The 22,029-nt window shown below is 60.8% G+C and carries 18 protein-coding genes, 1 tRNA gene and 1 pseudogene; 9 read left to right on the forward strand and 11 right to left on the reverse strand.

Annotation, left to right across the window (positions count from 1 at the left end):
- Window positions 1-446 precede the first annotated feature (446 nt).
- Together AC4BCN_RS22075 and AC4BCN_RS22080 are read right to left on the reverse strand one after the other, a co-directional pair.
- Window positions 447-2,459 (reverse strand): S9 family peptidase, encoded by a 2,013-nt coding sequence (locus AC4BCN_RS22075; RefSeq protein ID WP_338679378.1) that lies wholly within the window; start codon window positions 2,457-2,459, stop codon window positions 447-449.
- A gap of 189 nt (window positions 2,460-2,648) precedes the next feature.
- A pseudogene (locus AC4BCN_RS22080) lies at window positions 2,649-3,128 on the reverse strand (LysR substrate-binding domain-containing protein); the annotation flags it as partial.
- 242 nt (window positions 3,129-3,370) lie between these two features.
- Here AC4BCN_RS22080 and AC4BCN_RS22085 point away from each other — a divergent pair.
- Complete coding sequence (locus AC4BCN_RS22085; protein ID WP_072452542.1) at window positions 3,371-3,697, forward strand: hypothetical protein; 327 nt, start codon at window positions 3,371-3,373, stop codon at window positions 3,695-3,697.
- A gap of 21 nt (window positions 3,698-3,718) precedes the next feature.
- Window positions 3,719-4,558 (forward strand): MBL fold metallo-hydrolase, encoded by an 840-nt coding sequence (locus tag AC4BCN_RS22090; protein WP_338679379.1) that lies wholly within the window; start codon window positions 3,719-3,721, stop codon window positions 4,556-4,558.
- Between the two features lie 22 nt (window positions 4,559-4,580).
- On the opposite strand, the gene AC4BCN_RS22095 is transcribed toward AC4BCN_RS22090, so the two are convergent.
- From AC4BCN_RS22095 to AC4BCN_RS22105, 3 genes are read right to left on the reverse strand one after another with little or no spacing between them, the layout of a single operon-like run.
- On the reverse strand, window positions 4,581-6,074 hold the full coding sequence (locus tag AC4BCN_RS22095; protein ID WP_338679380.1) for an efflux transporter outer membrane subunit: 1,494 nt from the start codon (window positions 6,072-6,074) through the stop codon (window positions 4,581-4,583).
- Window positions 6,071-9,271: an efflux RND transporter permease subunit gene (locus AC4BCN_RS22100; RefSeq protein ID WP_338679381.1), complete on the reverse strand. Its 3,201-nt coding sequence runs from the start codon at window positions 9,269-9,271 to the stop codon at window positions 6,071-6,073. Before AC4BCN_RS22100 ends, AC4BCN_RS22095 begins: the two co-directional genes overlap by 4 nt.
- Window positions 9,271-10,437, reverse strand: a complete 1,167-nt coding sequence (locus AC4BCN_RS22105; protein WP_338679382.1) for an efflux RND transporter periplasmic adaptor subunit — start codon at window positions 10,435-10,437, stop codon at window positions 9,271-9,273. The genes AC4BCN_RS22100 and AC4BCN_RS22105 overlap by 1 nt, the downstream gene beginning before the upstream one ends.
- A gap of 164 nt (window positions 10,438-10,601) precedes the next feature.
- Here AC4BCN_RS22105 and AC4BCN_RS22110 point away from each other — a divergent pair, with 164 nt between their 5' ends.
- The 7 genes from AC4BCN_RS22110 (at window position 10,602) to AC4BCN_RS22140 (ending at window position 14,428) form a co-directional block, all read left to right on the forward strand.
- Window positions 10,602-10,967: a phage tail protein gene (locus tag AC4BCN_RS22110; RefSeq protein ID WP_338682343.1), complete on the forward strand. Its 366-nt coding sequence runs from the start codon at window positions 10,602-10,604 to the stop codon at window positions 10,965-10,967.
- Window positions 10,964-11,374 carry a phage virion morphogenesis protein gene (locus AC4BCN_RS22115; protein WP_425324006.1) on the forward strand — a complete coding sequence of 137 codons (411 nt, stop codon included), beginning with the start codon at window positions 10,964-10,966 and terminating at the stop codon, window positions 11,372-11,374. The genes AC4BCN_RS22110 and AC4BCN_RS22115 overlap by 4 nt, the downstream gene beginning before the upstream one ends.
- A gap of 174 nt (window positions 11,375-11,548) precedes the next feature.
- The gene (locus tag AC4BCN_RS22120) at window positions 11,549-11,962 is read left to right on the forward strand and encodes a hypothetical protein (protein ID WP_152546466.1); all 414 of its coding nucleotides are present in this window, start codon (window positions 11,549-11,551) and stop codon (window positions 11,960-11,962) included.
- Between the two features lie 183 nt (window positions 11,963-12,145).
- Window positions 12,146-12,412 (forward strand): phage virion morphogenesis protein, encoded by a 267-nt coding sequence (locus tag AC4BCN_RS22125; RefSeq protein ID WP_331778085.1) that lies wholly within the window; start codon window positions 12,146-12,148, stop codon window positions 12,410-12,412.
- On the forward strand, window positions 12,409-12,612 hold the full coding sequence (locus tag AC4BCN_RS22130) for a phage virion morphogenesis family protein (protein ID WP_331778100.1): 204 nt from the start codon (window positions 12,409-12,411) through the stop codon (window positions 12,610-12,612). Before AC4BCN_RS22125 ends, AC4BCN_RS22130 begins: the two co-directional genes overlap by 4 nt.
- Before the next feature lie 213 nt (window positions 12,613-12,825).
- On the forward strand, window positions 12,826-13,740 hold the full coding sequence (locus AC4BCN_RS22135; protein ID WP_331778086.1) for a hypothetical protein: 915 nt from the start codon (window positions 12,826-12,828) through the stop codon (window positions 13,738-13,740).
- Window positions 13,741-13,921: 181 nt separating this feature from the next.
- Window positions 13,922-14,428 (forward strand): phage baseplate assembly protein V, encoded by a 507-nt coding sequence (locus AC4BCN_RS22140; protein WP_331778087.1) that lies wholly within the window; start codon window positions 13,922-13,924, stop codon window positions 14,426-14,428.
- 133 nt (window positions 14,429-14,561) lie between these two features.
- Here AC4BCN_RS22140 and AC4BCN_RS22145 read toward each other — a convergent pair whose 3' ends face one another.
- The 6 genes from AC4BCN_RS22145 to AC4BCN_RS22170 form a co-directional block, all read right to left on the reverse strand.
- Entirely contained in the window at window positions 14,562-15,065 is a 504-nt protein-coding gene (locus AC4BCN_RS22145; RefSeq protein WP_490491768.1) for a hypothetical protein, read from the reverse strand.
- Between the two features lie 51 nt (window positions 15,066-15,116).
- Window positions 15,117-15,193: transfer RNA gene (locus tag AC4BCN_RS22150), tRNA-Pro, on the reverse strand.
- A 102-nt stretch (window positions 15,194-15,295) separates the two neighbouring features.
- The gene (locus AC4BCN_RS22155; protein ID WP_230517293.1) at window positions 15,296-15,910 is read right to left on the reverse strand and encodes a TetR/AcrR family transcriptional regulator; all 615 of its coding nucleotides are present in this window, start codon (window positions 15,908-15,910) and stop codon (window positions 15,296-15,298) included.
- Window positions 15,911-15,978: 68 nt separating this feature from the next.
- Entirely contained in the window at window positions 15,979-17,427 is a 1,449-nt protein-coding gene (gene adeC / locus AC4BCN_RS22160) for an AdeC/AdeK/OprM family multidrug efflux complex outer membrane factor (RefSeq protein WP_490491769.1), read from the reverse strand.
- A 1-nt stretch (window position 17,428) separates the two neighbouring features.
- Window positions 17,429-20,593 (reverse strand): efflux RND transporter permease subunit, encoded by a 3,165-nt coding sequence (locus AC4BCN_RS22165; protein ID WP_490491770.1) that lies wholly within the window; start codon window positions 20,591-20,593, stop codon window positions 17,429-17,431.
- A 15-nt stretch (window positions 20,594-20,608) separates the two neighbouring features.
- Window positions 20,609-21,823, reverse strand: coding sequence for an efflux RND transporter periplasmic adaptor subunit (locus AC4BCN_RS22170; protein WP_051991274.1), 1,215 nt, complete (start codon window positions 21,821-21,823; stop codon window positions 20,609-20,611).
- Between the last annotated feature and the right edge of the window lie 206 nt (window positions 21,824-22,029).

Raw genomic sequence — 22,029 nt, forward strand, 5'->3', positions numbered from 1 at the left:
GGGCCTTGTACGGATATCGGTCATGGCAAACCTGCACGCCGATGACAGCGACCGTCAACAGGACTGGAGATGGCTTCCCAGCATGGTTGAACCTTGCTTTACGTCAATCCATGCTACTACGACTTACAAGGAAAGCAATTCCAAAAATATTATCAAATAGGGAAGTTTTTAACGCAAAACAGTTGTGGTTGAAATTATGTATTTACTAACAACAAATGAGAAAAAGAAGGCCTTTGGAAGGTGGGATTGACCCTCTCGACGTGTATCATGCCCGCCGCTGATCGGCGGCGGCCGCAGCGAACCGGCCTTGCGCACCCCAAAGTCAGTTGTACGCACGCAACGCCGGAGACTGTCATCTTGCAAGCCACCCGCCCATAATTTCTTGCCGGCGGGCGGCATGGCCTGCCAGGCAGTTTGCCCGGCAGGCCGCGCCACCTGGTGGCCGCTTACTGCATGGCTTGCTGCAAGCCCGGCGCGAACTCGGCGCCATGCTTGATCTGCGCCGTGGACGCCTTCAGGGTGGCGCCGATCGGCTCGGCACGGCCAGCCAGGCATTGCCCCAGGAAGTTCTCCGTCACGGCATTGAAGGCGATGTTGTTCACGGGCCGGGCAAAGCCATGACCCTCGTCGGGGAACAGCACATACGTGACGGGGATATTCTTCGCTGCCATGGCCGCCACGATCTGGTCCGATTCCGCCACGTTGACTCGCGGGTCGTTCGCACCCTGGCCGATCAGCAGCGGACGCTGGATGTTCTGCGCAAAGTTCAGCGGCGAACGTTCCTTCAGCAGCGCCTTGCCCTCTTCCGTGGTCGGGTCACCCATGCGCTTGTAGAACTGCTGCTTGCCCGCTTCCCAGTACGGCGGGATGGTTTGCAGCAGGGTAAACAGGTTCGACGGACCGACGATGTCGACGCCGCAGGCAAACGTCGTCGGCGTGAACGCCATGCCGGCCAGGGTGGCGTAGCCGCCATACGAGCCGCCCATAATGGCCACCTTGTCGGCGGTGGTCACGCCGCTCTTCACGGCCCACTGCACGGCGTCGAGCAAGTCGTCATGCATCTTGCGGCCCCACTGCAGGTCGCCGGCCGAGATGAACTGCTTGCCGAAGCCCGTCGAGCCGCGGAAGTTCACGGACAGTACGGCGTAGCCGCGGTTGGCCAGCCACTGGTGGTAGCCGTTGTAGCCATAGGTGTCGCGCGCCCACGGGCCGCCATGCACCAGCAGCACCATCGGCACCGCCTGCGTGGCCTTGCCATCGGACGTCGCCTTCGACGCCTGCGGCAAGGTCAGATAGGACACCAGGGTCAGGCCGTCGCGCGCCTTGAGTTGCTGCGGATACATGGGCACCAGCGGCGCGCCTTCCAGTTCCGGACGCGTCACATATAAACGCGTGAGTTTTTTGGTCTTGCGCTCGTACAGCCAGCTCGATGGCGGCGCCGTGACGGCATCGACGGACACCAGCCACTTGTCGTCGGCATCCGTGCGCGACGTCACCGTGAACTGGCCCTTCGTGTTTTTCTTCAGGAAAGCCAGGTCGGCTTTCAGCTCGTTCGTCAGCGGCAGATATTCCTGCTGCAGATAATTGACCGTATAGGCCTGCACCTGGCCCGTGCGCGTGTCGTACAGCGCATCGGCGATGTCGGAGCGCGGGTCTTGCGCCACGACCGTGCTCTTGCCGCTGGCCACGTCCTGCGCCAGCAGCGCCGAGGTATTGCGGCCGCGCGAATCGGTCCAGTACAGGGTCTTGCCGTCGACCGTGAAGGCCAGCGGCGCCGTCGTCTGCGAGTCTTCCAGGGCCACTTCGGCCAGTGGCGTGCTCTCGACCTTGCCGTCCGCCAGGCGGAAATACTGCATGCCGCCATCGGCGCGCGCCTTGCTGGCGATGCGCAGGTTGAGCAGTTCATCGGCCAGGTAGCCGCCATAGCCATCGTTCTGCTGTACCAGTGTCAGCTTGCCGCTGGCCAGGTCCAGGCTGTACACGTCGTGCCAGCGCGCATCGCGATTATTGATGCCGACGAGGATGCGGTCCTTCACCTTGCTGCTGATCTGGACGATCCGCACACGCGTTTTTTCGAACGGTGTGTAGTTGATCTGCTTGCCGCTCGCCACGTTCACGCCGTACAGCAGGAAATTCTCGTCGCCACCCTTGTCCTGGATGAACAGCAGGGTTTTCGAATCGGGCGACCAGAAGCTGCTGCGGATGGGCCGCACCTTTTCTTCCGTCAACGGGCGCGCCTGCGCCAGGTCGCCGGCCGGCGCCACCCACACATTGAGCACGCCATCGCGCGGCGCGATCCACGACAGCCACTGCCCATCGGGACTGAGCTTGCCACCGGACTTGCTGGGATTGCCGAACAGCTTGGCCCGCTCGATCAGCGGCGTTTCCTTGACAGGGGCTTGGGCGTGCGCCGGCAGTGCGCCAGCGAACAACAGGACAGGCAGGACATAGCGAATCATGGACACCTCATGGTTGTGGGATGAAGGGAAAACATAATAATTATGCATGTGCCAGCACATCATAGGCCAAAGCCATATCGCCAGGTTGATGACAGTGATGGGCGACGCGAATCGGGGGATGGAATGCGGGAAAGGGAGTATGGAATGCGATGCGGACGACCATCCCAACGCTGGGCTGCGTTTGATGGGCTAGGTCTGCGGCGCAGCCATCGTTGTCTGCTTCGCCTCGGCCAGTATCCATTGCGTGAATGTCTGGATGGGTTTTCCGCTCAAGCCGATGGGCTCGGGAAGGACGATGCAAAAGGTCTTGGAGATGGTTTTTCCATCGGGCCACGGAGCGGCCAAGCGGCCTTGCGCCAGCTCCGTTTCCACGTAAAGGCGCGGCACCAGGGCGACGCCGAGACCGGCCAATGCCGCCTCGATCAGCATGGCATGCAGATCGTGGCGCGCACCGGTCGCAGGATTGTTCAGCGCGACTCCGGTTTCCAGGGAATAACGTTCCCAGGCATCCGGATTCTGCCGCCGGTGCAGACGCGGCAGCGTGTCCAGTGTCGTTGCTCCTTTGCCCTCTTTCAGAAGTGCGGGATGGCAAACTGGCACCAGCACCTCATGCAGCAACGGATACGTACGCATTCCTGTCCAGGCCGGATGCTCGAAATTCGGCGCAGACGACTATCTGGTGACGAGTACGGTCGGCCCGGAGCCGCTTATCGACATGGGCCTCGCTCCCTGTCGGATGCAGGCTGTCGCATTGGAAAGGTTTCCTGAATATCGATGGGTGGCGAAGATGGGGCGCGCCACTGGCCCCGGCATGCATCAGCTGCCGGAGGGCGTCCATCTGTATGCGCCCATGACCGGTCAGTTGACGAATGGCAGCGATATCGCTGCGCACATTTCGCGGTAGAGCCCACATGCCCAACGTGACGATTTTCATGCCAACAGAAAAGATGCCGCCGGATGCAAATCTGGCGGCACTCACCGACCAATGTACCGAACTCTGCACAGGGATGCTTGAAGCTGCGCTGGAGAACGTGCACATCATCTATGTCGGTGTCCGTCATGGCCGGGGGAATCCGGCCTATGCGGAAATCCAATACCGGCTTGTACCGTTCAGGACGAAAGCAGTCATGGATGTGTTCATGGAAAGACTGGAGGCCATCATCAAAGCAAATACCGGCCTTGCTGCACGCATCCGCTGTTTTGGCTATGCGGCCCCGGCCATTCATGCACGCAATTGATTATCAGAAAGGAATACGGCAGTGGATCACATACCATTTCCCAGCCAGCAGATAGGCGAGTTTTCGATCACGGCCATCAGTGACGGATACCTGTCCGCCAGTCTGGATTTGCTCTCCAATATCGGTTCGATGGATGCGTCAAAATTGCAGCAAGACGCGGGGGTGAACGATCCCTCCTCCATCCATATCAACTGCTACCTGGTGCGCGGCCGCGGCCGCACAATCCTGATTGATGCGGGTGCGGGCGGATTCAAGCACTGGGGCGGCAAGCTGAAAGTCAATCTTGCGCTGGCTGGCGTACAACCTTCCGACATCGACACGATACTGCTGACGCATGCGCATCCCGATCATGTCGGCGGGCTGCTTGATGCGTCAGGAGAAGCCGCCTTTCCCGACGCGCAGCTGGTGGTTCACCAGCATGAGGTTGCTTTCTGGGAAGACGATGGCAATCTCAGCCGGGCAAGTGATCGCGCTCGCGGCAACTTTCTGTTTGCCCGCAAGGTATTTGAGAAGTACCGGGAAAAGATGCGCTTGTTTACCTGGAACGAAGTTCTCCCTGGCATTGGTGCCATGCCCCTACCGGGGCATACCGCAGGGCATTCCGGTTATCGCATCGAATCCGGTGGCCGCAGTCTGTTGATTTGGGGGGATATCGTGCATTTCCCCCAAATCCAGATTGCGCGTCCCGACGTATCCATTGCCTTCGATCAGGATCCCCTGCTGTCGGCCGAAACACGCTCGACACTGCTCGATGTGGTCAGCGCCGACAACATCCTCATCGCCGGCATGCACCTTGGCGAACTCGGCTTCGCACACATCCGACGCAAAGGCAATCTCTACAGGATAGTCTACGAAGCCTAGCGGCTGCTCGCGCACAGGCAGGTCAAGGCCTGCCTGCGAGTTGCTTCGTCCGGGGAAGCGACCCGGCGCCTTCACAATCGTCGCTTGCCTGCGCGCAGATCTCCCAGCCGCCGCCCAGCGCCTTGTAGATGCTGACAACGGCAAGCCGCTGGTTGGTGCGCGCGACGGCCAGCGCACGCCGGCTGGCGAAGTCGGCCCGTTCCGCTTCGAGCACGTCCAGGTAGAGACCTGCGCCTGCCGAAAACTGTAGCCTGGCAAGACGCGCAGCCTCGCGGGTTGCCGCCGATTCCTGCATTCGCAAACCGAGCGTGCTGCCTGCCGTGCCATGGGCTTTGAAGGCATCGTCCGTTTCCTGGAGTGCGCGCAAGACGGCCCGGTCGTAGACGAGCAGGGCTTCCCGGGCGCGTGCCTCGCTGGCGGCGATGCGGGCGCGCACGCGCCCCGTATCGAGCAGATTCCAGCGGATGACGGGGCCAAGGAAGCTCGACTGCATGCCAGCGTCGCCCATTGCATCGAGGCTCCCCCCGACGAGTCCGATGGAACCCGTTACCTGGACCTCGGGATACAGGCCAGCCGTCTCCACCCCGATGCGGGCGGTCGCGGCAGCCAGATTGCGCTCGGCCGCCGCAATATCGGCGCGCCGCGCGAGCAGCCCGGCGGGATCGCCTACGGCGATCGTCCGCACCGTCAGCGCGTCACTTGCCGGCGTGGCGGCGGGAAGGCTGAACGTCTGCGGCACTTCGCCAAGCAGGATGGCCAGCGCGTTGACGGAGGCCGCGCGGCGGCGCTCCAGTTCGGGCGCGGCCACCTCCACCGAGCGCAGCAAGGCCTCGGCGCGAAGGCGGTCGAGTTCGCTGGCAGAGCCTGCGCTCACCATGCGTTCGACCAGCGCCAGGCTGTCGCGCTGGCTTTGGGTGATGCTGGCAACGACAGCGAGTTCAGCTTCGATGCCGCCCAGTTCGAACCAGGTCGCCGCCACCGTGGCGGCAACACCCGCCTGCACGCCGCGCAGCAAGGCCTCGCGCGAGCCCGCCTGCGCCTGGCCCGCCTCCACGGACCGCCGCACGCGGCCGAACAGGTCGATCTCCCAGGACGCATCGACGGTGCCGCGATAGCTTTCGCTCCGGCGCGGCTGGCCGGGCAGCGTTTCGGCCTTGCTCAGGCGGCGCTTCTCATACCCGAGCGCGGCGCCACCTTGCGGCAGGAAGCCCTGCCGGTCTTCGCGCAGCAAGGCTTTTGCCTCCGCGAGCCGGGCGGCAGCGATGCCGACGTCGTGGTTGGCCGCCAGCGCCCGCTGGATCAGGGTGACCAGCGCCGGGTCGTCGAAGCTGCGCCACCACTCCACCTCGACCGCTCCCGGCGCGAGACCGGCGTAGGCCTGGCCTGCGCTGCCGGAAAACTGCGATGCGGACAGCGGCGGCGGCAAAGGCGTCGCATAATCGGGGCCGACCGCGCAGCCGGCCAGCAACGTGAGCCCATTCAATGAGACTAAAATTGTTTGATACGGGCGATTCATGTCGTGCTCCTGTCCATGCTTGTCTTGGTAATTGGCGTGTGGCGCTCGAAGCGGGCCGCCAGAGCGCGCATCACCACATAAAACACGGGCGTGAGGAACAGTCCGAACAGTGTCACGCCCAGCATGCCGGCGAACACCGCGATCCCCATGGCCTGGCGCATCTCGGAGCCGGCGCCACTGGCAAAAACCAGCGGCACGACGCCAGCGATGAAGGCAAGCGAGGTCATCAGGATGGGCCGTAGCCGCAACCGGCAAGCCTCGATGACGGCATCGAGCGCGCTCGCCCCTTCCATTTCCAGGCTACGTGCGAACTCGACAATGAGGATGGCGTTCTTGGCCGCCAGTCCGACGAGCACGATCAGTCCGATCTGCACAAAGATATTGTTGTCGCCACCCGCCAGCCACACGCCGATGATCGCGCTCAGCAAGCACATCGGTACGATCAGCAGGACGGCCAGCGGCAGCAGCCAGCTGTTGTACTGTGCGGCCAGGATCAGATAGGCGAGCAGCACACACAGCGGGAAGATGAACAGCGCCGAATCGCCGGCCAGCTTTTGCTGGTAGGTAAGGTCGGTCCATTCAAAGCTCATGCCTTCAGGCAGCACCTCCTTCGCCAGCCGTTCCATGACCGCCACGGCCTGCCCCGAACTGACGCCTGGCATCGCGCCGCCCGAGATGTCGGCCGAAGGATAGCCATTGTAGTGAACCACGCGGTCCGGACCGGAACTGGGCGTGACGGTGACAAACGACGACAAGGGCAGCATGTCGCCGGCCGCATTGCGTACCTGCAAGCGGCCGATGGCCTCGGCCTGCATGCGATGCTCGGCATCGGCCTGGGCCGTCACCTTGTAGGTCCGGCCGAAGCGGTTGAAGTCGTTGACGTAGAGGGAACCGAGGTAGATCTGCAACGATTCGAACACGTCGGCCAGGCGCACTCCCTGGCTCTTGACCTGGGTACGGTCGATGGCGACCTCGAGCTGCGGGGCATTGACGTCCAGGCTGGTCATGAGGCCGGCCACCTGTCCCGACTCGCTTGCCTTGGTCATCAGGATATGCGTCTGCCGCACCAGGGCATCGAGCCCGGCGCTGCCACGGTCCTCGACCAGCATCTTGAAACCACCGGTCGCGCCAAGGCCGGGCACTGGCGGCGGCGGGAACACGCCGAGGAAACCGTCGGGAATGCCAGCGAACTTCGCCTGCAGGCGCCCGGCAATCGCATTCGCCGTGAGGTCGGGCGTCGTGCGCGCCTTGAACGGGTCGAGCATGACGAACATGACGGCCGCGTTCGGCACGTTGACGAAGCCGTTGATCGACAAGCCGGGGAAGGCGACGACGCTTTCGACGCCAGGCTCGGCCAGCGCAATCTTCGACATCTGCTTGGCGACCGCGTCGGTACGGTCCAGCGATGACGAGTTGGGCAACTGCGCGATCGCCACCAGATAGTATTTGTCCTGCATCGGCACGAAGCCCGGCGGCACGGCCTTGAAGCCGAAGAAGGTCAGCGCAAGCAGGCCGCCGTACACGAGCAAGGCCATGCCGCTGACCCTGACGACTTTGCGCACCGTGTTGCCATACGCATCCGGCGCGCGCTGGAACGGCCGGCCCAGCATCTGCAACAGGCGCTCGGCGCGGCCACGCAGGCTGCGTGGATCATGCACGGCCTCGGCCTCGGCCCCGGCCCCGGCCTTGACCTTGCCTGGCTTGAGCAGGAGGCCGGCAAGCGCCGGGCTGAGCGTGAGCGAATTGACGGCCGACAGGATGGTCGAGATGGCGATCGTCAGCGCGAACTGGCGGTAGAACTCGCCCTGCAGGCCGCTCAGGAAGGCGGTCGGAATGAACACGGCGGCAAGCACCGAAGTGATCGCGATGATGGGGCCCGTGACCTCATCCATGGCGCGCCTTGCCGCTTGCCTGGGCTCCTCGCCATTTTCGATGTGGCGTTCGACGTTCTCGACCACCACGATGGCGTCATCGACGACGATGCCGATCGACAGCACCAGGCCGAACAGGGATAGCGTGTTGAGCGAAAAGCCCATCAGATGCATGACGGCGAAGGTGCCGATCAGCGACACCGGTACCGCCATGAGGGGGATCAGCGAGGCGCGCCAGTTGCGCAGGAACAGCACCACCACGATGACGACGAGAATGATCGCCTCCAGCAAGGTCGTTGCCACCGATTCCAGCGAGGCACGCACAAAGACCGTCGGGTCATAGGCGATGCGCGAGCTCAGTCCCGCCGGGAAATTTTCCTCCAGCCGCTGCATGGTATCGCGTACCGCCTGCGCAACGTCGAGCGCATTGGCGCCTGGGCTTTGAATGATTTGCAAGGCGACGGCCGGCTCGCCGTCCAGCAAGCTGCGCAGCGCATACGCGTCGGCGCCCATTTCGATGCGGGCCACGTCGCGCAAGCGCGTCACCTGGCCTTCGGCGCCCGTGCGGATGATGATGTCGCCGAACTGTTCCTCGTCGGTCAAGCGTCCGAGCGTGTTGACCGTCACCTGGAAGGCGGCGCTGGAATCGGGAGACTGGCCGACGGAACCGGCGGCCACCTGCACGTTCTGTTCGCGCACGGCGGCAATCACCTCGCCGGCCGTCAGGCCGCGTGCGGCGATCAGGTTCGGATCGAGCCACAGCCGCATGCTGTATTCGCCCGCGCCCCAGACGAGGACGTCGCTGATGCCGGGGATGCGGGACAGCTCGTCGCGCACCTGCAGGTAGGCGTAATTCGATATGTACAGGGGATCGTAGCGCTTGTCGGGCGACAGCAGGTGCACCACCATCAGGATGTCCGGCGAGGTTTTCTGCGTGACGACGCCCTGGCGCTGCACTTCTTCAGGCAAACGCGGCAGCGCGCGCGCGACCCGGTTCTGCACCTGGACCTGCGCCATGTCGGCATTCGTCCCCTGCGCGAAAGTGACGGTCAAGGTCATGCGGCCGTCGGTTGCCGATTGGGACGACATGTACTGCATGCCCTCGACCCCGGTGATGGCCTGCTCGAGCGGCGCCGCCACCGTTTCGGCGATCACCTTGGGATTGGCGCCAGGATAGGCGGCGCTCACCTGCACGGTCGGCGGCGTCACGGCAGGATACTCGCTGAGCGGCATCTGGAAGAAAGCAACGATGCCGGCGAGCACCATCAGGACCGAAAGGACGATGGCAAAGATCGGGCGGTCGATGAAGAAACGTGGGAAAGACATTACGCGGCTCCCGAGGTTTTCGGCACGGTGATGGGCGTGCCGTCAATGCCGGCCGGCTGCGGCGTCACCTGCATGCCAGGGCGCACGAGTCCCTTGACGACGATGCGCTCGCCGGGCTGCAGCCCCTGCTCGATCACGCGCAAACCGTCGACCATCGGGCCAAGCTCGACGGGACGGAACTCCGTCTTGTCGCCTTTGCCGACCACGAGCACATAGCGGCGCCCCTGGTCGGTGCCTATCGATTGATCGGAAACGAGCACCCTGGCTTGCTGCGCCCCCGTCTCCAGCCTGACCTTGGCAAACAGGCCGGGCGTCAGTTTGCCATCGGGGTTGTCGACCACGGCGCGGACACGCACCGTTCCCGTCCCGCGGTCAGCGGCGTTGGCCAGGAAATCGACACGGCCGGGACGTACATATGTCTTGTCCGTGGCCAGCGCCACCATGACCTTGGCCGCCTGCGTTCCACGCACAGCGGCGCTGGCCCGGCCGGCGGCGAGCGAGCGCAAATAGGTACGCTCATCGACATCGAAATAGACGTGCAGGGGATCGATGGAAACGATCGTCGTCAGGGGTGTCACGCCGCTGGCGACATAGTTGCCCTCGGTGACCAGGACTTGGCCGACTCGTCCGCTGATCGGCGCCGTGACGCGCGTGAAACCGAGCTCCAGTTGCGCGGCGTCGAGCGCGGCCTTGGCGGCGTCGACCTGTGCCTTGCCCGCATGCAGCGCCGCCGTCGCCACGTCGAGACGGTCGCGCGCGACGATCTTCGTGGCGAACATCTGTTCGGCCCGCTCATGCTCGGCCTGGGCCAGCATCGACGCCGCCTCAGCCTCGCGCAAGCGCGCTGTGGCGGCATGCACCGCAGCCTGGAACACGCGCGGATCGATCACAAAGAGCTTGCTGCCCTTCTCGACAAAGCGGCCTTCCGGCACGCTCACGTCCTGCAGGTAGCCGGCCACCTGCGGGCGCAACTCAACCCGCTTGACGGCGGTCAGCGAGCCGTTGAACTCGACGTAGGGTGTTGCCTGGCGAACGACCACTTCGGCAACGGGAACGCTGGGCGGCTTGGCCGCAGCGGCAGGCGATGCCGTCTGCTTGCATCCGCTGACGGCAAGCGCGGTGACCAGCACTGCGGGGATCAGAATTATTGGTGTGACTTTCATCATTGTGCCTTTCGCGACTGGAGTCGACATGGTTTTGTTGAGCTGAAACAACTCCCATCGCCTTTATCCGACCTGACACACTTGGAAGGTCAAGCTTTTTTATCGATGTGAGGACTGGGGCGGCTCGGCGCGGTGATGCGCACCGTGTCGAAACTTCCTTGGCGCGTATGGCCGCCGCCATCTCCGCCCTGCAGCGCAACCATGACCGCCTGCTGGTCTTCGCCGACGAGGGCAATGTGGTGGCCCTGATCGCCTGGCTGAAAGTCCACCAGCTCGACCTGATGGCCAACGAAGAAAGGCGCAAGCACGGCATCGCCTTCGAGGTCGATTTTAATAACCACGAAACGGTCGATATTTCCATCAAGCTGGACCTGACCGAACGCGTGGCCGTCAAGACCGGCGAGGTGGGCCGCCTCGACATCAAACACCTGGCCGAGATACAGCACATGCCGGCCTACGCGGACGAGTTCTGGAAACTGTATGACGGCGAGACACTTCTGCCCGAATGGCGCACGCCCGAGGCAACGCCATGAGCGGCAACCTGCACACTTTGGCAACCTTGGCCAGCGCCCTGCTGGCCAAGCTGCAACCGGCCCAGCGTCGCGCCATCAATCACAAGGTCGCCATCGACCTGCGCCGCAGCCAGACGCAGCGCATCAAGGCACAGCAGGGGCCTGATGGCGCCGCGTATCCGACACGCAAGCGGCGCAAGGAATTCAAGAGGAAGAATGGGCGGATCAAGCGGCAGAAAGCGGCCATGTTCGCCAAAATTCGCACAGCCAAATACCTGAAAGTGAAGGCGACAGGCGACCAGATCGACGTCGGCTTCTTTGGCTGGGTGGCGCGCGTGGCGCATGTGCATCAATTTGGCCAGCCCGACCGCGTTACCAAAAAAAGGGGCCCGTCTACAAGTACCCGGAGCGGCCGTTTCTGGGCTTGAGTGAACCGGATAGGACGTTGATACGCGAATCGCTGCTGCGTCACATGGAAAAAAACTAAGATGCTTCAATGCAAACTTCAACTGACATCAGTTATCAAATGAGTTAGAGTCGCGTGATATTGGCCGGTACCGGCCAAACGCAGCCACATTTACAGTTATCCTTAGTACCCAACTATGAAAAAAAATATCGTTATTTTACTCGCCACGTTGTGTTGCGGATGTGCGAGCAATAAGCCACCTATCAGCATGCATGCAACCACACCGCCAGGAACAGAAAAACTCTTGGCGAACGCCTACCGGTTAATTGATGCCTATCAGCAAGATGACGCCAAGACTTGGAACAACCTTGTTTGCATGGCGTTATCACACGAGAATGTGATTGGTCTGGCAGCAGTCAAATCTTGGGGGAAAATTCAATCCCCTCGCCTTGTGTCTGTTTCCGCCGTCTCCGATGCGGCAAACGCATTGCCCGGACATGAACGGCCGATGGTCGCTATTGAAGTCCAGGCAGAGAACTACCCTTCCAGAGAATATGAGATCAGGTTTTATGAAAGCAGTGACAGAGAATGTGTCCTTGTAACTTTTTAGATTTGGCACTTTAACTGCAACTACTCATCGGAAATTTCAACTGGCGAATGTTGCCCTAACCTTCCGACTGGACATCCAGCACCTGGCCGAGATACAGCACATGCCCGCCTATGCGGACGAGTTCTGGAAGCTGTATGACGGCGAGACCCTGCTGGCCGAATGGCGCACGCCCGAGGCGACAGCATGAGTGACGACCTGCATGCACTGGAAGCCTGGGCCGGCGCCTTGCTGGCCAAGCTGCAGCCAGCCCAGCGCCGCGCCATCAATCACAAGGTGGCCATCGACCTGCGCCGCAGCCAGGCGCAGCGCATCAAGGCGCAGCAGGCGCCGGACGGTACCGCCTACCCGGCACGCAAGCGGCGCAAGGAATTCAAGGGCAAGAATGGGCGGATCAAGCGGCAGAAGGCGGCGATGTTTGCCAAGATTCGTACCGCCAAGCACTTGAAATAAAGGCGACCAGCGACCAGATCGAAGTTGGTTTCTTTGGCTGGGTGGCGCGGGTGGCGCGCGTGCATCAGTTCGGCCAGCACGAGCGAGTAGACAAGAAGGAAGTCATCTACCAATACCCGAGGCGACCGCTACTAGGACTGAATATGTTGGAATGGAAGTTGGTACGCCATTCTTTGCTGCATCACCTGCAAAGTTCTTAGGGAAAATTGAAAATGGCAGATTTTCATCTACCTGATCAGATCATATACATAGCGAGCATCGCACTACCTGAACAACACACACACAATTTTATTAAGAAATTCACAATAAAACAACAGAAGGCGAGATGAAAAATAGTTATACGAACTATAAAATAATTGCCATAAAACAACCAAGTTGATACACTGAAATATCATCAACTCGGAATTTTCACTATGACTGCCAAAAAACACGCACAAATTAGCACTCCTCAAGATATTGAGGAAACTTCCTTACCAGAAGAATGTTTTGTAATTATGCCAATATCAGATCAATTGGGATATGATTCCGGACATTTCGCCAAAGTTTATGAAGATATTTTCAAACCAGCATGCCAAATCGCTGGTTATAAGGCAACTAGAGCTGACGATGTTAAAGAAAGCAATTTAATACATCTTGATATTTTGAAGAGGGTTGTTCACTCGCCTATGGCTATATGTGATCTTAGCAGTCGAAATCCGAACGTATTGTTTGAACTTGGTTTGCGCCAAGCATTTGATAAACCAACAATTCTGGTTAAAGATGCAGATACACAAGATATTTTCGACATCGCTCCGATTCGCTATACAACCTATCATAAGACACTACGATACAGAGAAGTTTTAGAAGATCAGAAATCGATCTCTGATGCCATACGCTCTACTCGAGATGCAGCCGGGAAACCGTACAATGTGAATTCCTTAATAAAATTACTTGAACTCTCAAGCCCAGCAAAAATAATAGAAAACGGCCAGCCCGATCCACAAGGGTATTTTCAAGTATTGATGGCAGAGATCACACAATTAAGACGTGATTTCAGAAGCGAAAAGTTAGAAACGGGAGAAATGAAAAATTCAACAATGAATTACAACGATGAAATTAGAGGAAAAGCAGAAATATTAAGAAAAAAAGTTCAAAGGATTCAAAACTCTATAGCAACAGGATCGAAAGTTGAAAGCCTAGAAGAAAATATTGTCGAATGCATAGAATTGGGAAAAGAAGCTATTATTTATTACAATAGTAATTCCAAATTCAGGGCGGGACCTCGCCAAAAATCAGTAGAAAACGATTTAATAATATTGGAAAACTTACACATTCAGTGCCTCTTATAAATTACACCAATAAAATCCGATTCATTCTGAAAAAATCCGAAGGACTATTACGTACCTTCATCGGCATTAACTCGCTTATCAACCCGCCCCCGTCGTGCATCCGCACGCGGACTTCGGCAACATGCACTGCATGAACGCCGACCTTTCCGACCTCACCCGGTCGCTGTAAAACTTGATCCGCTTGGGCACCATTGCCGAGGTCAAAGGGGTCAAGGCGCGCGTGCGGCTCGGGCCGACACTCACCACGGAATGGCTGAGATGGGCCACGGGCAGCACGCGCACTTGGTCGGCGCCCACCGTGGGCGAACAGGTCATCGTCTTTGCCACAGGCTGTGGCCTGTCGCGCGGCCTCATCTTGCCGGTGCTGTACTCGCAGGAATTTGACGTAGCCGAATCGAGCGACAGCATCCACACCACGCACTATCCTGACGGCGCCGTGGTGCAGTACGGCCATGCGGCACACGCGCTGACGGCCACGCTGCCAGGCAGCACCGCCACCAGCTTGGGCCTTGGTTCGATGTGGGAGCGCGCAAAGGAGTGCGTTGGTATGAAGGATGACGTGGTATTCCGTGATATCCGGGCCTTGGCGGCCAAGGATGCGGCACGGCACGGCGAGAACCGCAGCGACATTCAAAAGCGCCGGGTGCACACGTCAGGCAAGACCACGGAATCTACATCAAGGAAGTGATTGCGGATGTTTCCGAGATCCCGATAACATTACCCTGGCTTGAATAAAACCCGACCTTCGCAAGTAGTCGCGGCTGCTTCCGCTCCGCAGCAGACATAGTTCTGACGCATTCGGCATATGTCGCCGCTGCCGATCAAGCGTCGTGATAAACAACGCCGTATGTGTCGAACATCGCTCCAGCCAGCTCGATCATGCTGAGGCCGCTGCGCTCCCAAAACGTCAGAAAGTATGTCAACTTGTCGCAAGGAGCTTCAGCATCCATGCCATGCAGCGCACAAATCGTGGCTCTGATACGCAACACATCAGGGTCATCCGACATATCGCGCCCACGGATGGCCTCCCAAAGCATCGCCCGGGCAGCTAAGGCCTCGCTATCCGTTGCCGCGCCCTCAAAATATCGCTTAGCAACCAAAACAGAAGATTGCGCGATAAGGGGCAGACATTCGATCACACGCGCCAGGGCGCTGACCATAAAGCATTGAGCATCACCGTGCTCTGCCGAATCATCCAGATCAACGGTGGATGAAATAACATCAAAAGGATTACGGTGAGACATGCTGACTTTCCAAGCAAAGCTTGCTTGGTCATACGTCATGTAAACGGAAAAACCCGGCACCGATACCAGACCAATGTCCAATATACGATACCGGGTTTCTATACAGCTTGCGCCGTAAGTCCTTGAATCTAATGGTCGGGGCGAGAAGATTCGAACTTCCGACCCCATGCACCCCATGCATGTACGCTACCAGGCTGCGCTACGCCCCGACGAGGTGGGAATTATAGCAGACGCTTTTAGGTTTTTGCCATGCTTTGCGCATGATTCATATCGAACTGCGCAAACTTTTTTGCATGGCCCGGCCAGGCGCCCTATTCGCTCAGCAGCAGCGCCGTCAGGACGATGCGGAAACCGGCGATCAGCGGTTCGGCCTTGACGTCGGGATTGTGCACCAGGCGTACGGGCAAGCCCTGGTACATGGCGATCATGGCGTTCAGGCGCCCTTCCAGCATCTCCTCACCGGCGGGCAAGCCGCGCTTGATGCGCGCGTCGCGGATGATGGCGAGCAGCTGCTGGCGCGAACGCACGTCCGCGCAGCGCAGCATCTCGGCGATCACCGGATTGCGCGAGGCCTCGGCAAAAATCTCGAGCGGCATCACCCACGTTTTCGGGTCCAGGCTTTCCAGCACGTGCTCGCCCGCATTGTCGATCACGGACTGCAGCGGGTCTTCGCGCTGCGCCAGATCCTGCATCAGGTTCGACACCCGCTCGGTGTTCTTCATGACGAAGGCGGCGATGATCGCATCCTTGCTGTCAAAATAATTATAGATGTGGCCCGCGCTCATGCCGGCCGCTTTCGATATCTCGGCCATGCTGGCGCCGTGAAAGCCGCGGCGGCTGAAACAGCTTTCGGCCGCATCGAGCACCTGCTTGCGCCGCGTGTTGGCGCGCTCCGGGTCCGGATGCTTCTTTTCAACTTGGTTCATGATTTTCCAGTAGCGCGCCGGCCCTGCCCCTGCGGACAAGGGCAAGGCCGGCGTCGGCGTCCCCGTGGTTATTGGGCGCCGCCAGCCGCCGCGACGGCTGTCTGCTCAGGCTGCCAACCGCCGCCCAGTACCTTGTACAGGGTGACCAGGTTGGTCGATTTGGCCAGGCGCGCCGTGATCAGGCTTTGCTGCGCCGTGTACAGCGCGCGCTGGGCCACGAGGGCGTTCAGGTAGGACTCGGCGCCCTGCTTGTAACGCGCGTCGTGGATGGTGTAGCTCTTCGTCGACGCCTCGACCAGCGAGACCTGCGACTGCAGGCGCTCGTCGATGGTGCCGCGCTGGGCCAGCGCATCGGACACTTCACGGAAGGCGACCTGGATCGCCTTTTCGTATTGCGCCACGGAGATTTCACGCTGCACCTTGGCGATATCGAGGTTGGCGCGGTTCACGCCGCCATCGAAGATCGGCAAGCTGATCTGCGGCAGGAAACTCCACGTGCCGCTGCCGCCCTTGAACAGGCCGGACAGGTTGTCGCTGACCGAGCCCGCCGTCGCCGTCAGCGAAATGCGCGGGAAGAAAGCCGCGCGCGCCGCGCCGATGTTGGCGTTGGCAGCGCGCAAGGTGCGCTCGGCCGCCAGCACGTCGGGACGGCGTTGCAGCACGTCCGACGGCACGCCGGACGGAATGTCCGCCAGCGCCGTCACGGCGCCGAACTCGCCTTGCGGCAGCAGGTCGGCCGGCACAGGGCCGCCCACCAGCAGCACCAGCGCGTTCTGGTCGAGCGCTACCTGGCTCGTGTAGACGGCCACGTCGGACCGGGCCGATTCCACGCTGGTCTGGGCATCGTACTTGTCCAGGCCCGAGGTGGCGCCCGCACTGAAGCGGCGCACGGCCAGGTCATACGACGACTGCTGGCTCTTCAAGGTGTCTTGCGCCACACGCAGGCGCTGCTGGTCGGCCACCAGGTTCAGATAGGTGCTGGCCACTTCGGCCACCAGGCTGATCTGCTGCGCACGGCGTGCTTCTTCCGTGCCCAGATATTGCTCCAGCGCGCTGTCGGACAGGCTGCGCACGCGGCCGAAGAAGTCCAGCTCGTACGCCGACACGCCCAGGTTCGCCGTGTACTGGCGATTGATGGATGCTTCGCCCGTCGGGCTGGCGTTTTTCGAAATGCGCGTGGCCGATTGGCCGCCCGAGGCCGACAGGGTCGGGATCAGGGCGGCGCGTTCGATGCCGTAGGTGGCGCGCGCCTTCTCGATGTTCAGGATCGAGACGCGCAGGTCGCGGTTGTTGGCCAGCGCCAGTTCCAGTACCTGGCGCAAACGCGCATCGGCAAAGAACTCGCGCCAGGCGACGTCCGCCACCGGCTTGGCGTCGGCGGCGGACGTGTCGGCCTTGTAGGAAGGACCGGTCGGCCACGCCGTGGGCGCCGGCGCTGCCGGACGCTCGTACGTGGGAGCCAGGCTGCAACCGGCCAGCAAGGCCAGTGCCGCCATGGAGAGTAGCGTTTTTTTCATATTAATGCGCATCCTTAGAAAGCGTGACGGCTGGCGAGCCAGGCGTCGCCGGCGTGGTGGGCGCGTCCGACTTCGAGAAGAAGCCGCGCACCAGCACGAAGAACACCGGCACGAAGAAGATACCGAGGAACGTGGCCGTCAACATGCCGCCCAGCACGCCGATACCGATGGCGTTCTGGCTGCCGGAACCGGCGCCGCTGGAAATCGCCAGTGGCAGCACGCCCAGACCGAAAGCGATCGAGGTCATCAGAATCGGACGCAGACGCAGACGCACCGCATGCAAGGTCGCGTCCAGCAGCGACATGCCCGATTCCTGCATTTCCTTGGCGAATTCGACGATCAGAATCGCATTCTTCGCCGACAGGCCCACCACCGTGAGCAAGCCCACCTGGAAGTACACGTCATTCGACAGGCCGAAGAACCACGTACCCAGCACGGCGCCGATCACGCCCAGCGGTACCACCAGCAGCACCGAGAAAGGAATCGACCAGCTTTCATACAGCGCGGCCAGGCACAGGAACACGATCAGCAGCGACAGCGCGTACAGCTGCGGCGTCTGCGAACCGGATTCGCGCTCTTCCAGCGATACGCCGGTCCAGCTCATGCCGATGCCAGGCGGCAGCTTGGCCACCATTTCTTCCATCGCGTTCATGGCGGCGCCCGTGCTCTGGCCCGGCGCTGGGGTACCGAGGATTTCTACCGACGGCAAGCCGTTGTAGCGTTCCAGGCGTGGCGAAGCGTAGATCCACTTGCCCGTGGCGAAAGCCGAGAACGGCACCATCTGGCCAGCGCTATTGCGCACGAACCATTTGTTCAAGTCTTCCGGCAGCATGCGCGATTCGGCATTACCTTGCATGAACACTTTCTTCACGCGGCCGCGGTCGAGGAAGTCGTTCACATACGAACTACCCCAGCCCACGCTCAGCACGCGGTTGATTTCCGCGATCTGCAGGCCCAGCGCGGTAGCTTTCTGCTGGTCGATGTCGATCTTGTACTGCGGCGTATCTTCCTGGCCGTTCGGACGCACGCCGACCATGGCAGGATTTTGCGACGCCATGCCCAGCAACTGGTTACGCGCCGCCATCAGAGCATCATGGCCGACACCGCCGATATCCTGCAGCTGCATGTCGAAACCGGTGGCGTTACCCAGTTCCAGCACGGCAGGCGGAGCGAACGTGAACACCATCGCATCCTTGATCTGCAACAACTTGCCCATGGCGCGGCCGGCCACGGCCGGCGCTTTTTGCGCCACGTCCTTGCGCAGCGACCAGTCTTTCAGGCGCACGAAGGCGATACCCGTATTCTGGCCGTTACCGCCGAAGCTGAAACCTGCCACGGCAAACACGGAAGCGACGTTGTCTTTCTCGCTGTTCATGAAGTGGTCTTCGACCTGCTCGATCACTTTCAGGGTGCGCTCTTGCGTGGCGCCCGTCGGCAATTGAATCTGCGTAAACAGGATGCCCTGGTCTTCTTCCGGCAGGAAGGAGGTCGGCAGGCGCATGAAGACGAATACCAGGCCGGCCAGCAGGATGACGTACAACAGCATCGAGCGGGCGCGGTGGCGGATCATGCTGCCAACCCAGCCCTGGTATTTGTTGCTGCTGCTATCGAAGCTGCGGTTGAACCAGCCGAAGAAACCCTTGTTCGTTGCGTGATGGCCCTTTTCGACCGGTTTCAGCAACGTCGCGCACAAGGCTGGCGTAAACACCAGCGCGACGACGACGGACAGCACCATCGACGAGACGATCGTGATCGAGAACTGGCGGTAAATCACGCCCGTCGAACCGCCGAAGAAGGCCATGGGCACGAACACGGCCGACAGCACCATGGCGATACCGACCAGCGCGCCCGTGATCTGCGTCATGGACTTGCGCGTCGCTTCCAGCGGCGACAAGCCCTCTTCGCTCATCACGCGCTCGACGTTTTCCACCACCACGATCGCATCATCGACCAGCAGGCCGATGGCCAGCACCATGGCGAACATGGTCAAGGTATTGATCGAATAGCCGAACGCATTCAGGATGCCGAAGGTACCGAGCAGCACGACCGGCACGGCCATGGTCGGGATCAGGGTGGCGCGGAAGTTTTGCAGGAACAAGTACATCACCAGGAATACCAGAATGACGGCTTCGACCAGGGTTTTCACCACTTCTTCGATCGACAGTTTCACGAACGGGGTCGTGTCGAACGCCACCTGGTAGCTCATGCCTTCAGGGAATTGCTTGCTCAGGTTGCCCAGCATGGCTTTCGCCGCGTTGGCCGTATCGAGCGCGTTGGCACCCGTCGCCAGCTTGATCGCCACGCCGGTCGCCGCATGGCCGTTGTAGCGGGCCACGGTGTTGTAGTTCTCGCGGCCCAGTTCCATGCTGGCCACGTCCTTCAGGTGCACCATGGCGCCCTCGGTGGTGGTTTTCAGCAAGATGGCGCCGAACTGCTCCACCGTTTGCAAGCGGCTCTGCGCCGAGACGGTGGCGTTCAGCTGCTGGCCCTTGACGGACGGCGTGCCGCCCAGTTCACCGGCCGACACTTCCGCATTCTGCGCCTGCACGGCCGTGATCACGTCCGCCGGGGTCAGGTTGAAGCTTTGCAGCTTGGCCGGGTCGAGCCAGATACGCATGGCGTACTGCGAACCGAACAGGGTCACGTCGCCCACGCCGGCAACACGGCTGAGCGGATCGACGACGTTGGCGGCCACATAGTCGCTCAAGTCGGTCTGGTCCATCTTGCCGTTTTCGGAAATGAAGCCGAACACCATCAGGAAGTTCTTCGTGGCTTTCGACACGACAAGACCCTGTTGCGTGACAGCCGTCGGCAGCAGTGGCGTGGCCAGCTGCAGCTTGTTCTGTACCTGCACCTGGGCGATGTCGGGATTGGTGCCGCTGGTAAACGTCAGCGTGATGCTGATGCCGCCAGTCGCATCGCTCGACGAAGACATGTAGCGCAAGCCGTCGATACCCTTCATCTTTTGTTCGATGACCTGGGTGACCGCATCTTCCACGGTCTTGGCGGAGGCGCCAGGGTAGGAGCCGCTGATCGAAATCGACGGCGGAGCGATGCTCGGGTACTGCGCGATCGGCAGGCTGAGGATCGAAATCACGCCGGCAAGCATGATGACGATCGCGACCACCCAGGCAAAAATCGGGCGGTCAATGAAAAAACGGGCCATTAATATTCTCCTGAATTAGTGGGCGCTGGCAGCCGATGCTGCGGCAGAGGCGGCAGCGGCGGGCGCAGGAGCGGCTTCGGCCTTGGCTGGTACGGCAACGGCTGGGGCGCCTGGCTTGACTTTTTGCAAGCCTTCCACGATCACGCGGTCGCCTGCGGCCAGGCCGGACGTCACCAGCCAGTTGGTGCCGACGGTGCCGCTGGTGGTCAGCACGCGCTGCTCGACCTTGTTTTCCTTGTTCAGGATCATGGCCGTGGCCTGGCCCTTCTGGTTGCGCGTCACGCCCACTTGCGGCACGGTAATGGCTTTCTCATCGACGCCCGTTTCCAGCTGCGCACGCACGTACATACCTGGCAGCAATTCACCTTTCGGGTTCGGGAACAGCGCGCGCAGGATCACATTGCCCGTGGTCGGATCGACCGTCACGCCGGAAAACTGCAGCTTGCCCGATTCGCCGTACTTGCTGCCATCCGGCAAGATCAAATCAACCTTGGCCTGGCCTTCGCCCACTTTCTTCAGCGAGCCGTCGGCCATCTGGCGCTTCAGGCGCAGCAGGTCGGTGCTCGACTGGGTCACGTCGACATAGATCGGGTCGAGTTGCTGCACGGTGGTCAGCGCTTCGGCTTGGCCCGCCGTCACCAGCGCGCCGGCAGTCACGGTCGAGCGGCTGGTGCGGCCGCTGATCGGCGCCGTCACGGTGCTGTAGCGCAGGTTGATGTTGGCCGATTCCAGCGCAGCGGTGGCGGACTCGACGTCTGCCTTCGCTTGCTCGAACGCAGCGACGGCATCATCGTATTCCTGGCGGCTCACGCCTTCGATGGCGACCAGTTCCTTGTAGCGCGACGCTTTCGGACCGGCCGTCAGCAGATTGGCCTTGGCTTTCGACAACGCGGCCTTGGCCGAATTGGCGGCTGCCTGGTACGTGGCGGAATCGATCTGGTACAGGGCCGTGCCCGCTTTCACGTCGCTACCCTCGACGAACAGGCGCTTCTGGATCAAGCCGCCGACTTGCGGGCGCACATCGGCGACCTGGTAGGCATTGGTACGGCCGGGCAATTCGGCGCTCATCGGCAACGCGGCCGGATTAACAGTAAACACGACCACCTGTGGCGCTTGCTGCGCGTGAGGTGCTTCCTGTTTTTTACTGCAGCCGGCCATGATTACAGTGGCGCACAGAACGGCAATAGCGCCGCTCGTACGCGGCGACGTCAGGGAAAAGGTTGGTTGCATCTTGGACTTTCTGAAAAAGAAGCTGGCTAGTGTCGTTAGAAATGACTAAATTTATTAACGCAGATCAAAGAATGAACGATCATTCTAAAATCGTCAAGCATCGTTACAATTGAAACATAGCAACCATCAAGCGAATTAAATTATCAATGAAACAACAAAATGAGGACAACTACAGCGGCGGCACGCCAGCAAAACCGGCTACGAAG

Source organism: Janthinobacterium sp. Bl 1, assembly GCF_058215535.1.